At 32.8% G+C, this 11,846-nt stretch carries 13 protein-coding genes; 7 read left to right on the top strand and 6 right to left on the bottom strand.

Annotation, left to right across the window (positions count from 1 at the left end; all coding sequences use genetic code 11):
• Window positions 1-60 precede the first annotated feature (60 nt).
• The 4 genes from KA893_RS04385 to KA893_RS04370 all read left to right on the top strand — a co-directional run bounded on the left by KA893_RS04385 (window position 61) and on the right by KA893_RS04370 (window position 2,000).
• Window positions 61-528 (top strand): GNAT family N-acetyltransferase, encoded by a 468-nt coding sequence (locus KA893_RS04385; RefSeq protein WP_115353070.1) that lies wholly within the window; start codon window positions 61-63, stop codon window positions 526-528.
• Between the two features lie 38 nt (window positions 529-566).
• The gene (locus tag KA893_RS04380) at window positions 567-779 is read left to right on the top strand and encodes an SA0632 family lipoprotein (protein WP_002483983.1); all 213 of its coding nucleotides are present in this window, start codon (window positions 567-569) and stop codon (window positions 777-779) included.
• Between the two features lie 272 nt (window positions 780-1,051).
• Window positions 1,052-1,348 (top strand): hypothetical protein, encoded by a 297-nt coding sequence (locus KA893_RS04375; RefSeq protein WP_002483982.1) that lies wholly within the window; start codon window positions 1,052-1,054, stop codon window positions 1,346-1,348.
• A 100-nt stretch (window positions 1,349-1,448) separates the two neighbouring features.
• The gene (locus KA893_RS04370) at window positions 1,449-2,000 is read left to right on the top strand and encodes a GNAT family N-acetyltransferase (RefSeq protein WP_002483981.1); all 552 of its coding nucleotides are present in this window, start codon (window positions 1,449-1,451) and stop codon (window positions 1,998-2,000) included.
• 160 nt (window positions 2,001-2,160) lie between these two features.
• Here KA893_RS04370 and KA893_RS04365 read toward each other — a convergent pair whose 3' ends face one another.
• Window positions 2,161-3,591, bottom strand: coding sequence for an aminotransferase-like domain-containing protein (locus KA893_RS04365; protein ID WP_232335014.1), 1,431 nt, complete (start codon window positions 3,589-3,591; stop codon window positions 2,161-2,163).
• A 142-nt stretch (window positions 3,592-3,733) separates the two neighbouring features.
• On the opposite strand from KA893_RS04365, the gene KA893_RS04360 reads away from it, so the two are divergent.
• The gene (locus KA893_RS04360) at window positions 3,734-4,351 is read left to right on the top strand and encodes a LysE/ArgO family amino acid transporter (protein WP_011303689.1); all 618 of its coding nucleotides are present in this window, start codon (window positions 3,734-3,736) and stop codon (window positions 4,349-4,351) included.
• A 232-nt stretch (window positions 4,352-4,583) separates the two neighbouring features.
• Here KA893_RS04360 and KA893_RS04355 read toward each other — a convergent pair whose 3' ends face one another.
• The 4 genes from KA893_RS04355 to KA893_RS04340 form a co-directional block, all read right to left on the bottom strand.
• Window positions 4,584-5,150 (bottom strand): LOG family protein, encoded by a 567-nt coding sequence (locus KA893_RS04355; protein WP_002483978.1) that lies wholly within the window; start codon window positions 5,148-5,150, stop codon window positions 4,584-4,586.
• A gap of 2 nt (window positions 5,151-5,152) precedes the next feature.
• Entirely contained in the window at window positions 5,153-5,617 is a 465-nt protein-coding gene (locus KA893_RS04350) for a YaiI/YqxD family protein (RefSeq protein WP_115338651.1), read from the bottom strand.
• Window positions 5,618-5,621: 4 nt separating this feature from the next.
• Window positions 5,622-6,323: a hypothetical protein gene (locus KA893_RS04345; protein ID WP_037538991.1), complete on the bottom strand. Its 702-nt coding sequence runs from the start codon at window positions 6,321-6,323 to the stop codon at window positions 5,622-5,624.
• Between the two features lie 334 nt (window positions 6,324-6,657).
• Entirely contained in the window at window positions 6,658-7,533 is an 876-nt protein-coding gene (locus KA893_RS04340; RefSeq protein WP_002483975.1) for an undecaprenyl-diphosphate phosphatase, read from the bottom strand.
• 279 nt (window positions 7,534-7,812) lie between these two features.
• Between KA893_RS04340 and KA893_RS04335 the strand changes: the two genes are divergently transcribed.
• Complete coding sequence (locus KA893_RS04335) at window positions 7,813-9,444, top strand: ABC transporter ATP-binding protein/permease (protein WP_194375966.1); 1,632 nt, start codon at window positions 7,813-7,815, stop codon at window positions 9,442-9,444.
• Complete coding sequence (cydC, locus tag KA893_RS04330) at window positions 9,441-11,120, top strand: thiol reductant ABC exporter subunit CydC (protein ID WP_002483973.1); 1,680 nt, start codon at window positions 9,441-9,443, stop codon at window positions 11,118-11,120. Before KA893_RS04335 ends, cydC begins: the two co-directional genes overlap by 4 nt.
• Window positions 11,121-11,328: 208 nt before the next feature.
• Here cydC and mgrA read toward each other — a convergent pair whose 3' ends face one another.
• Window positions 11,329-11,772, bottom strand: coding sequence for a global transcriptional regulator MgrA (gene mgrA / locus KA893_RS04325; RefSeq protein ID WP_011303683.1), 444 nt, complete (start codon window positions 11,770-11,772; stop codon window positions 11,329-11,331).
• Between the last annotated feature and the right edge of the window lie 74 nt (window positions 11,773-11,846).

The raw sequence follows: 11,846 nt of genomic DNA, 5'->3' as shown, positions 1-11,846 counted from the left end.
ATAAGAATTATTATGACTAATATCATAATATAAATCAACAAGCTTTTATAAGGAGTATATATGAATCGATTAACAATTAAACAGACACAATATATTAACCGAATTGCTGAAGTGCATGAAGCAGAACTGGAACGGCAAAATACTACATATAAAAGGACTAAACTTTCTGTTGCTTTGCGTATTGAAATGATTGAACATGGTTTAAGATACAGTGACGATACAATATTGATTCAAACACAAGGTGAACAGTTGATTGGTTTTATTTGGGCACGATATGATAAAACACTGAAAACAGCATTAATTGAAATGTTATATGTTGAATCTACTCACCGTAATCAGGGTGTTGCAACTAAGTTAAAAAAAGAGATTGAAGCATGGGCACGAGATAAAGGGGCGCATACAATAGAAAGTACTGTAGCTTATTCGAACCAAAAAATGCAAAAAATGAATTTTAATATGGGGTATGATGTGGATAAGGTCGTTATGGTCAAAAACTTATTGGTAAATAATGAAGATAAGCATAAATAATGATAAAATATATATTATTATGAAAAAGGAGATATTACATGAAAAAATGGCTGGCACTCATAATAGCATCAACCATTACTCTAACAGCATGTGGTAAAGATGATGAGAAAGCGTCTTTAGAAAAAGATATCGATAAACTTGAAAAGCAAAATAAAGACTTGAAAAAGCAAAAAGAAAAATTAGAAAAAGAGCAAGACAAACTTAAAGATAAATCGGACGACTTAGAAAAAGATATTAATGCCAAGACATAAAGTAGTCGTAGGGTATCACGCATCATAATTTATATATCATCTTATTTAAACATCCTTAAATAGTATTTCCTAGGAAATCATTGTAAACTGGTTTTAGTAATTGTTATAATGGGTATCGTTATAAGATATTACAAGTTTTAATCGTCACATATAAAAATATTTAAAATAAAAAGTTGGAATACAAGTTAATTGATAAATATGTTTTATCGTTTATGTGAATATAAAGATAAAGTGAATTAACAATTTCCTTGAATAGAAGAGAGGTTACCGTTATGCATGAACAAGATTTCAATTTATTAGAAGGCCGTTCAATTACTTTGCCAGAATTAGGTAGAGAAATTGAAAGCATTACTGGCAGACAAATTAAAGATTCAACGGGTGAAATTAAACGTGTTATTGCACATTTGCCAAATTTCGAATCAGATACGGATACATTTGTAGCGACGTATAAACTAGATCATCAGAATGATTTTATCGATGCAACATTTACTGCACCGAAAAGCGAACGCAATCGTTTAAAAGAAATTGCGGTAAACGTTGAATTAATTAGCTATATTTCAAGAACGTAATGGATATTCTTTGAAATACTAAAAAAGTAACGCGATATGAGTGCGCTCATAACGCGTTACTTTTCTATATAAATTTACTTTAAGTATAGAGGTGTAATGAATGACAGTTTATATTGAAACTGAACGGTTGAGATTACGTGATTGGCGAGAAACAGACTTATTACCATTTCAACAAATGAATGCCAATCGGCAAGTTCGGAGATATTTTCCTAGTTTATTAAGCTATAAACGTTCAGAACACGATATGAAAAAAATGGATGAAGCGATCCAATCAAATGGCATAGGATTATTCGCTGTAGAACTTAAAGAAACAAATGGCTGGCTAGGGTTTATTGGCTTGAATTATGTTCCTAAAGAAAGTAAATACACATTTGAAGAATTGCCATTTTATGAAATTGGGTGGCGCTTAATTCCAGAAGTATGGGGCAATGGCTTTGCAACTGAGGGCGCAGCTGCGGTATTGAAATATGCTAAAGAACAAGGCATTGAAGAAGTATATGCTTTCACTTCAGAAAATAACGAAGCTTCACGCAAAGTTATGGAGAAAATTGGTATGAAACGTTTTGATCATTTTGAATACCCAGAACTTAGTAAGTATCATCCACTGAAAAAACATGTTCGATATTATAAAGATTTAACAATAAATGTCTGAGAAGTGTTGTTTTGATAATGTATATGATCATCTATACAAATGTATATAGATTAAGTTAAATAGAGGCTGAGGCAAATTTAATTGTTTCAGCCTTTATCAGTTTTTTTAAGTTAGAAAGATTTATGCATGTACCACAGTTCAGAAACACTTTTTATACTTATCAACCGTGATTACCTTTGCCAATGTGGGAAGACGGTGGCGTAAAACGTGTTTGGATCATTTTGCTTAAATGCTTTAAAGTTGCATCGATATCTTCGGCATCGATATAAGCATATGAGAAACGGATACAATCACGCGCATCTTTATCATATACTTCACCAGGGTTAATCAGTATGTTTTCTGCAATCGCTTCATCGAAAAGTCTTTTCATATCGATGGAGAACTTAAATTGGAACCAAATATAAAATGATCCTTCGGGCGTTGACCATGAACCGAAATCACTAAAATATCTCTTCAGAGATTCTAAAAATAAATTTCTCTTAATTAAAAGTTGGTTCTTTAACATTTTGAGGTGTTGGTCATGATATTGAGGATGTGTTAACCATTGTATTGCGATATATTGTGATATAGAACTTGCGCCATAGTCATTTTGCATTTTTAAATCAGCTAAATGTGCTGCGACAGAAGGCTTGGCAACAATCCACCCGACACGTAAACCAGGACTTACTGTTTTAGATAAGCTATTCATATATAAAATATTGTCTTTTGTATCAAACGATTTTAATGGTTTAGGTCGTTCATGATTGAAATATAAGTCACCATACACATCGTCTTCTACGATTGGTATACCATGTTGTTCACATTGCATGATGATTTTTTGTTTTTCTTCTGTTGAATAACTATGTTGTGTTGGATTGTGTAAAGTCGGTATACAATAAAAGATACTGTTTGTATATTGTGATTGTACTTTAAAAATATTATTAATATTACTTTTAATATCAGAAATGCTTATTTGCTGAATATCGGCCCTCATATTATGCCACGTGCGTATTGAATTAATGTATGAAGGTGATTCAACAATAATCTTGGATTGTAGAATGAGTAAGCCATCTGCAATGAGTTTTAACCCTTGTAATGCACCTGATGTAATACAAATGTGGTCAACAGTACATGCGACACCTAATTTTTGCATATATTGTGCCACTGCTTCTCTAAGCTTAAGGTTGCCTTGGGGTGGTTCATAATTAGTATTTAACACAGGAGTATGACACTTGCTCAAAATTTCTTTGAACTGTTCATTAGGTATAAGATCGGGAGCAAGTTCACCAGTACCCAATCGTATCATGTTAGTGTGAAATTCTAGTTTATTAATTTGTTGAACAAAGTATTGGTTATTTTTAGTCGTACTATGGCTAATATAGTTTTGCCAATTAATATTGTTTTTAATATAAGTATGCCAAGTATTTCCAGATACATATAAGCGTTGTTTTTCTCTACCTTCTATGATTCCCTGGCTTTTTAGAATATCGAGTGCTTGTATAACGGTGGAACGGTTCACTTGATATAACGAGGCCATATCTCGTTGAGAAGGTAATTGCATGCCTTGTTCTAAATCTCCAGAATCTATTTGTGAAATGATATCATCTATAATTTACTTGTATTTTGGTTTGAACATAAAATAGCTCCTATATTATCTGGTTGGTATTTTAATTTGCATCTGGTGGGTCCAATTTCTGTGCATATAGTATAGCATAGTTAAAATAGACGTAATAATTAAAGGAGCGTAGTTTTGTATGTTGCAATCAGCCGTTCACGGATTACTATTAGCGCTAGGGCTCATATTGCCTTTAGGGGCGCAAAACGTATTTGTATTTAATCAAGGTGCAAACCATAAAAGTATTACCAAATCATTACCAGTTATTATAACAGCAGGGTTATGTGATACATTTTTAATCGTGTTAGCCGTCATAGGTATTTCTGTGATATTGTTATCGATGCCTGTGCTACAAATTACAATTTATTGTATTGGACTGGTATTTTTATTATATATGGCATGGTCATTATGGCGTACACGTCCAGTTACACTACAATCATATCGACCGATGTCCGCTAAAAAGCAAATTGGTTTTGCACTGTCTGTATCATTACTTAATCCCCATGCAATCATGGATACCATAGGCGTAATAGGGACAAGTGGTGCAGTTTATGAAGGTACTGAAAAAATGGTCTTTACTATAGCTACTGTTATTGTTTCTTGGCTATGGTTTATTTTCTTGGCAGTAGTTGGAAAAATGATTGGAAACATAGATAAAACAGGGAAATATATCATGCTATTGAACAAATTGTCATCAGTCATTATTTTAATCGTAGCTATAATGATTTTAAAACAACTCTTAGCAATTTTGTTATAAGTCAAAGGCTAACTATTCAATGATAGATTTCAAGTTAGATTATATTAAATGTTTGGGATATAAATAGATATTGTCAAATTGAGGGATAAGGCGAAATAATGCTTCATTATTAAAAAGCGTCTGGGACAAAAATAAATGTCTCAGACGCTTTCCTACGATTAGTCATCCTTTTTTCGCGGATTATATAAGCTAGTGCTTGTGTATAATAGCTGCTTAATTTTATTAACATGATTTAGTCATAAGTTCTAATGCCAAGAGGTTGGTAATTGTTTAATGTTTCAAAAAGTGATTCTGGCGTAGCGCATAAAGGTGCAAGTGCTTTATATTTTGGATCGATAAAGCCTTCTTTAATCATATGATTTATTAATGTTTGTAAAGGTTCAAAAAAGGCATTGATGTTAAAAATGGCTATCGGTTTCTGGTGTATACCAATTTGCGCCCAACTATACATTTCGAAAAATTCCTCTAGTGAGCCAGCGCCACCAGGTGCCATCACGAATGCATCGGCAAGCTCTGCCATTTTATTTTTTCTCTCATGCATGGAATCCACTAAAATAAGCTTCGTTAATTTAGTACTCGTAATTTCTTTTTCATCTAACATTTTAGGCATGACACCAATTGCAGTGCCGCCATGATCCAATACACCATCTTGAATTGCGCCCATAATCCCTACAGAACCTGCACCGAAAATGAGTTCATAGCCTTGTTCTGCCATGTACTTACCTAATTGATAAGCTTCGTTCATATATGTAACATCATTGCCTTTACTGGCACCACAATAGATAGCAATTTTTTTCATGATTAATCCTCCGTTTCTAAAAAATATTTATGAATTAAATTTGAAAATATAGACTCGAATTTTGATACATCTTCTTCTGTAAAAGTAGCCGGCCCTTTTGTTCGACCACCACTTTTTCTAAACTGTGCACTTGCATGTCGTTGTTCGAGTAGCGTATTGATATTTTCTTGATTATATATAAATCCTTTGTGATGCATAACAATTTTAGCTTTGTTTAATAATAAACTAGCGAGTCCATAATCTTGTGTTACAACAAGATCATCAGAGTGAACCAGTTTTACTATTCTATAATCGACAGCATCAGGCCCATCATCAACATAAATAATATTGACATGTTCAGGTTGAATGACGGTAGAGAAGTGGCTAAAGCTACGGACGACGGTAACAAAAATGCCTGTCCCTTTCGTCAATTCAATAATTGAATTGGTTACAGGACAAGCATCTCCATCTATAATGACTTGTGTCATTTGCTTATTTGCCTTTATCTTCGTTGTTTTGTTTTACAACGCTTTTTGCCACATAGTCTTTATATTTTTTGAATTCAGATAAACGTGCTTTTTTATTTTTTTCTTGCACTTTCTCTTCTTCTTTATGACGTTTGTCGATGTTTTTTTGTAACAATTTGTTTAATTTATTTACATCTTTACGATTATCTTTTTCAAGCTTTTCGCCTTTTTTCTCAGTTTCGTCATCAAGTTTACCTGGTGTTAATCCAACTTTTTCCATGTGCTTGTTAGATTTTTTCATATCTTTGATACGTTGTTTTTCATTTTCTTGACGTGCTTTCTCTTCTTCTTTATGACGTTTATCGATATTTTTTTGCAGAATTTTGTTCATTTTATCTGCTTCTTTGCGATTTTCTTTTTCTAATTTTTCGCCTTTTTTCTCGATATAAGCAGGATCATTTTCTTTTGCAATGCGTTTAAGTTCGCGCTTTTGATCCATGTTGTGTTTTTTATCTACAACATATGCTTTCGCATTAGAAGATTTTTCAACTACATTATCTTTCAAATGTACAGATTTATCTGCAACTGTTTTAGAAGCGCTAACTGTCGCATCGCTAGCTTTTTTAACATCTGGATGATCTTTGATGCGTTTACGTTCGACGATTAGCGGTACTAGAAACACAGGCGCTACTGTGATAATTGTTTTAATTAATTGCTTTTTGTCCATACTCGTTGCCTCCATTTAATTTATACTATCTTCACAATACCCTATATTACATGAAAATAAACGGTAAATATAGCGTATACATAGGATTTATTATCTGTTGTTTTATTCAACATAACAAACACTACGACTGCCCAATTTATATATTATATTATTTTCTATATATTATTGGCAGTGATTTAGATCGATACCTGGGAAAGCAACACTAGCAGAAACCTACACGCTAAGATACTGTCTGCGAAAACCATACACAAAAAAACTGCCAACAAAATCGGAGACTTTGTCGACAGTTTGTGATAAACCCCGTTGATCGGGGAGTTACCTGTTTTTTATTAAATTATTCACCAGTGATACCTTGACCAATACCAAAGCCAAAATAAAGAATAGCGATAATGATTACTAAGACAATTCTATAAATAGCGAATGGAATCAGTTTGATTTTACTAATTAAGTATAAGAAAGTTTTAATGGCAATTAGACCAACAATAAATGCGGCTAAGAAACCTAAAACATAAAAGCCAATATCACTCATGTGGATATATTCCATATTTTTAACTAAAGATAAACCACTTGCAGCAAGCATTACTGGCACTGCCATGATAAATGTAAAGTCAGATGCTGATTTATGATTCATTTTCATTAAGACACCAGTGGAAATCGTAGATCCTGATCTACTAAAACCTGGCCACATAGCTATGGCTTGCGATAAACCAATGACAAATGCTTGGAAATAATTGATTTGGTCCACGTTTCGTGGATTGGTAACTTTTTTGCTGTAAATATCAGCAATAATCATATATATAGCACCGATAAATAGTCCTATCATTACAGTAGGCACACTGAAAAGATATTCTTGGATGACATCATCGAAGAGTAATCCTAAGACACCAGCAGGTATCATACCAACGATAATATGCAATAAGTTTAAACGTTTTGGTTTTTGGCCAATACCGTCAATGGGTTCATGTCTGTATTTGCCAATATGTAACATTTCGAAATAACGTTCACGGAATACCCAAGCACCTGCGAACACAGAACCGAGTTGGATTACAATTTTAAATGTAAAAGCGGATTGTGAACCTAAAAATTCACTAGATTTTAGCCACATGTCATCGACAAGTATCATATGGCCAGTAGAAGAAACGGGTGCAAATTCCGTTAATCCTTCAACGATACCTAGAATAATACCTTTAATTAATTCAAGTATTAACATAATTTACCTACTTTCATAGTACTTATTAAATTTTATGCATTTTCATCTAACAATAATAGCACAATAAAAATATAATACGCTACTTAAAACCGTAATATGAGACCAAAGAATGAGATAATATAAAATATATATATTTTAGTAGCTTTGTCAGAGTAATAAAAAATCAATTTTAAATTTATGTCAGAAATATGAAATTAACATAAAAAATGTTACTTGATAATGAGCGAAATCATTTAAATTTCATATAATGTGTTTATAATATGTGGCAGGTGATATTTTGTGAAAAGATTAACAAATTTAGCTTTAAAATTTAAAGTATATCCTATATGGATGTTTATTATTAGTACATTATTAGCCATAACCGTAGTAGTTCAAAATATTTCTATTGCTGAAATTTTAAATATCATGTTATTAAAAACCAATCAAGATGTATTGGCTTTATTATTTATAACATTGGTGATTTTAATTGCACGTGCGACACTTAATACAGTGAACCAAATGATAGGTAATCGTATGGCTTCAAAAGTCAAACGAGATTTGCGACGTCAGCTCATATTACAACGCTCAAAAGAACCAATTGGTGCGCAAATAAACACATTGACAGAAAGTATAGATGGCATTGTTCCTTTCTTTAACAGTTATTTTCCACAGGTATTTAAATCGATGATGATTCCACTGATGATCATTGTGGCAATGTGTTTTATACATTTAAATACTGCATTAATTATGATTGTTACAGCACCATTTATTCCTATTTTCTATATTATATTTGGCTTGAAAACACGTGATGAATCTAAAGATAAAATGACATATTTAAATCAATTTAGTCAGCAATTTCTAAATAAAATTAAAGGTCTTATTACATTAAAGCTTTTTAATAGAACAGATAAGACTGAAGCGGCATTATATGAAGAAAGTACAACATTTAGAGATTTGACAATGCGCATCTTAAAGAGTGCATTTTTATCAGGCCTCATGCTTGAATTTATTAGTATGTTAGGTATTGGCTTGGTTGCATTAGAAGCAGGTTTAGGATTGATTTTATTTCATAACATTGATTTTAAAACAGCAGCAATTGCAATTATCTTAGCGCCAGAATTTTATAATTCAATTAAAGATCTTGGACAATCGTTTCATACCGGTAAACAAAGTGAAGGTTCAAGTGATGTCGTATTTGATGTCTTAGATAAAGGAACCGCAGAACATAAGATTCAAAAACAGATTGATACGTATCAAACACCCATTGTTCAATTATCGCAGGTTGATTTCAAATATGATGCAGCTGACACCTATGCTTTGAAAAATATTAATCTAAGTATTTATCAAAGCGAGAAAATTGCACTAGTTGGTAAAAGTGGTGCGGGTAAATCAACGTTAGCACAATTGATAACACAAAATTACAAACCCCAATCCGGTTCAGTAACGTTTAAGGATCCATCTTTAAGTATTGGCTTTTTGAGCCAATCACCTTATATTTTTAATGCTTCTATACGTGATAACATTACGATGTTCCAAGACGTTGATGATGCTAGAATATTAAAGGTATTAGATGATGTAGGACTGAAAGAAAAAGTACTGAGCTTAGCGGATGGTTTAGATACATGGATAGGTGAAGGTGGAGAAATGCTCTCAGGAGGGCAAATGAGACGTATAGAACTCTCAAGAGTATTAATGACACAACCAGAGCTCATCATCTTTGATGAGCCCGCTACCGGCTTAGATGTGAAAACAGAACAAACCATTCAAGATGTGATTGCACATGAATTTGAAAGTGCGACCATTATTACGATTGCCCATAGATCACATACGATTAACAAAGCAGATAAACGCATATTAATAGAAAATGGTTATGCAACATCTGTTGAGCAAACGACAATGAAAAATTCATCTCAAGGTGGTGATGCAACATGAAACCACATATTCAATTTAAAATAGACAAAGATTTGATTTTATCAATACTAGTTGGTGTCGTTGGTAGTTTGGTAGCGTTGGGTATGTTCTTCTTAAGCGGGTACATGATTACACAAAGTGCATTAGGTGCGCCTTTATTCGCTTTAATGATCCTGATTGTATCTGTTAAAATGTTTGGATTTCTAAGAGCGATTGCACGTTATATCGAAAGACTTTTATCTCACAGAGCGACATTTACGATGTTGAGAAATGTGAGAGTTCAGTTTTTCAAGAAATTATTACCCGTCATACCCGATGTATATCGTAAATTTAATTCTAGCGATTTGATTGCGCGTATGATTGGTAGGGTGGAAGCACTACAAAATATTTATCTGAGAGTGTATTATCCTCCAGTAGTTATTGGCATTACAGCAACGATAACTGTTTTAACAATGATTTATTTTTCATATGTACATGCAATTATTATCTGTGTGAGTATGATTGCAACTTTATTAGTTATACCTTGGTTGAGTGCTAAAAAAGCGCGACAACTAAAAAAACAAGTCAATCAAGTACAAAGTGGCTTTTTAAATCACTTTTACGATTATAAAGAAGGTTACGAAGAACTCGTTCGTTTTGATAGAACAACATATTATAAAACAGCATTGTTAGATCAATTAGATCAATATGAAGACGCACAAGCGAAAGAGCAACGATTTTTATCGCTGTATGAGTATAGTTTAAATATTGTCTCAATGGTTGCACTGTTTTTTACCTTATATTTGGGTGTTGTCCAAGTGCAAAATCACCAATTAGACGTCGTTTATTTAACGAGTATCGTGCTCATGATGTTAACGTTGTTTGAACAAGCCATTCCGATGAGTAATGTGGCTTACTATAAAGGTGATACAGATGAAGCAATTGAAAATATAAATGAAGTGATTGCGCATCCGATGATACAAGGTACTGAACAAATGCAAAGAGATTTGAATGAAGCTAATTTGTTATTCGATATTCAAGCAGTAGATTTTAAATATTGGAATCAATCAAGTAATGTGTTATCCAATATTCAATGTACTATTAACAAAGGTGAACATGTTGCAATCGTTGGTCCTTCTGGTTCAGGGAAAAGCTCATTACTTCAACTCATGCTAGGTTTGTATCAAAGTGAAAAAGGGAGCATATTATTTAACCAACAAGATATAGTGAAAATTAAGGATAAGGAAAAATATGGTCATATAAATGCCTTATTACAATCACAACAACTTTTTGATGGAACAGTTCGTGAGAATTTATTTGCTGAAAAGCGTGATAATGAAATGAGAGAAGTACTTGATGACTTGGGATTAGCGCATATTGATTTGGATAGAATGATTACACTTTCAGGTCAAACATTATCTGGTGGAGAGGTTCAAAGATTGGCAATAGCAAGGTTGTTTTTAAAACATGCGCCTATTTGGATATTAGATGAGCCGACAACGGCATTGGATATATATCATACCGATAAAGTGATGGAAGCAATTCATCAAACTGTGCAAACCTTGATAGTGGCAACACATGATTTAAGACTATTGCCACATTTTGATAGAATTATAGTTATGCAAGATGGCGTTATTTTAGAAGATGGCAGTTATCAGGCGCTATTGAATAAAACGAATGGTTATTTACACCAAATGGTAGCCATTAATGCTGATTAAAATAAACGTGGAAACCAAGACATCTAAAATAAATAATAAATCTTTAGTTATTCATTTAAACCGCGGTAGATAGAGCTGTTGAATATGAGTTATGATTTATTATGAAAAAACGAGCTCAAACACATAAGTGTTTGAGCTCGCTTTATAAATCAAGTATATTAAAGGAATAATTTTTAATAGCTAGTACCTAAACTTTTGTTGTGAAAAATTATTTAGATTTTTCTTCAGTGAAGGCATTGATTACTTTTGAAAGTAATCGATTTAACTCTTGAGATTCATCTGGGCTTAATGATGATGCAACAGCAACATCTTGACAAGCCGTGTCTAATTCTGGACGAATTGCTTCACTCTTGTCAGTTAAATGAATAAACACTTCACGTTGATCTACCTCAGAACGTTCACGTTTGATTAAATCAACTTGTTCCATTCTCTTGAGTAATGGAGATACAGTACCTGTATCTAATGCTAATTCTGTTACGACTTTCTTTACATTGACAGGTGAATCAGCCCATAAAATTGTTAATACTAAAAATTGTGGGTAAGTCAGTTTGTATTTCTTAAAGACATTATTTGAGTAGTAGCGATTTACTTGTCTTTGAGCATTATACAAACTAAAGCAAAGTTGTTCCTTTAAATTAAGTGGTTCAGACATAAGTTCTCCTCCAGACATTCTATCCGTTTTGTTCTCTCTGTATCGGACCTGAATCCGTCTTGCGTTGTGTTTGA

Source organism: Staphylococcus sp. GDY8P126P, from assembly GCF_017891965.1.
Taxonomy (GTDB): Bacteria; Bacillota; Bacilli; order Staphylococcales; family Staphylococcaceae; genus Staphylococcus; species Staphylococcus saprophyticus.
This window is presented reverse-complemented; position numbering and strand designations above follow the sequence as displayed.

Excerpts from the sequence above, each read along its gene's own strand:
- KA893_RS04350 (WP_115338651.1), bottom strand. The coding sequence starts at position 5,617 with ATGACACAAGTCATTATAGATGGAGATGCTTGTCCTGTAACCAATTCA.
- KA893_RS04345 (WP_037538991.1), bottom strand. The coding sequence starts at position 6,323 with ATGGACAAAAAGCAATTAATTAAAACAATTATCACAGTAGCGCCTGTG.
- KA893_RS04380 (WP_002483983.1), top strand. The coding sequence starts at position 567 with ATGAAAAAATGGCTGGCACTCATAATAGCATCAACCATTACTCTAACA.
- KA893_RS04375 (WP_002483982.1), top strand. The coding sequence starts at position 1,052 with ATGCATGAACAAGATTTCAATTTATTAGAAGGCCGTTCAATTACTTTG.
- mgrA (WP_011303683.1), bottom strand. The coding sequence starts at position 11,772 with ATGTCTGAACCACTTAATTTAAAGGAACAACTTTGCTTTAGTTTGTAT.
- KA893_RS04385 (WP_115353070.1), top strand. The coding sequence starts at position 61 with ATGAATCGATTAACAATTAAACAGACACAATATATTAACCGAATTGCT.
- KA893_RS04370 (WP_002483981.1), top strand. The coding sequence starts at position 1,449 with ATGACAGTTTATATTGAAACTGAACGGTTGAGATTACGTGATTGGCGA.
- KA893_RS04355 (WP_002483978.1), bottom strand. The coding sequence starts at position 5,150 with ATGAAAAAAATTGCTATCTATTGTGGTGCCAGTAAAGGCAATGATGTT.
- KA893_RS04340 (WP_002483975.1), bottom strand. The coding sequence starts at position 7,533 with ATGTTAATACTTGAATTAATTAAAGGTATTATTCTAGGTATCGTTGAA.
- cydC (WP_002483973.1), top strand. The coding sequence starts at position 9,441 with ATGAAACCACATATTCAATTTAAAATAGACAAAGATTTGATTTTATCA.
- KA893_RS04360 (WP_011303689.1), top strand. The coding sequence starts at position 3,734 with ATGTTGCAATCAGCCGTTCACGGATTACTATTAGCGCTAGGGCTCATA.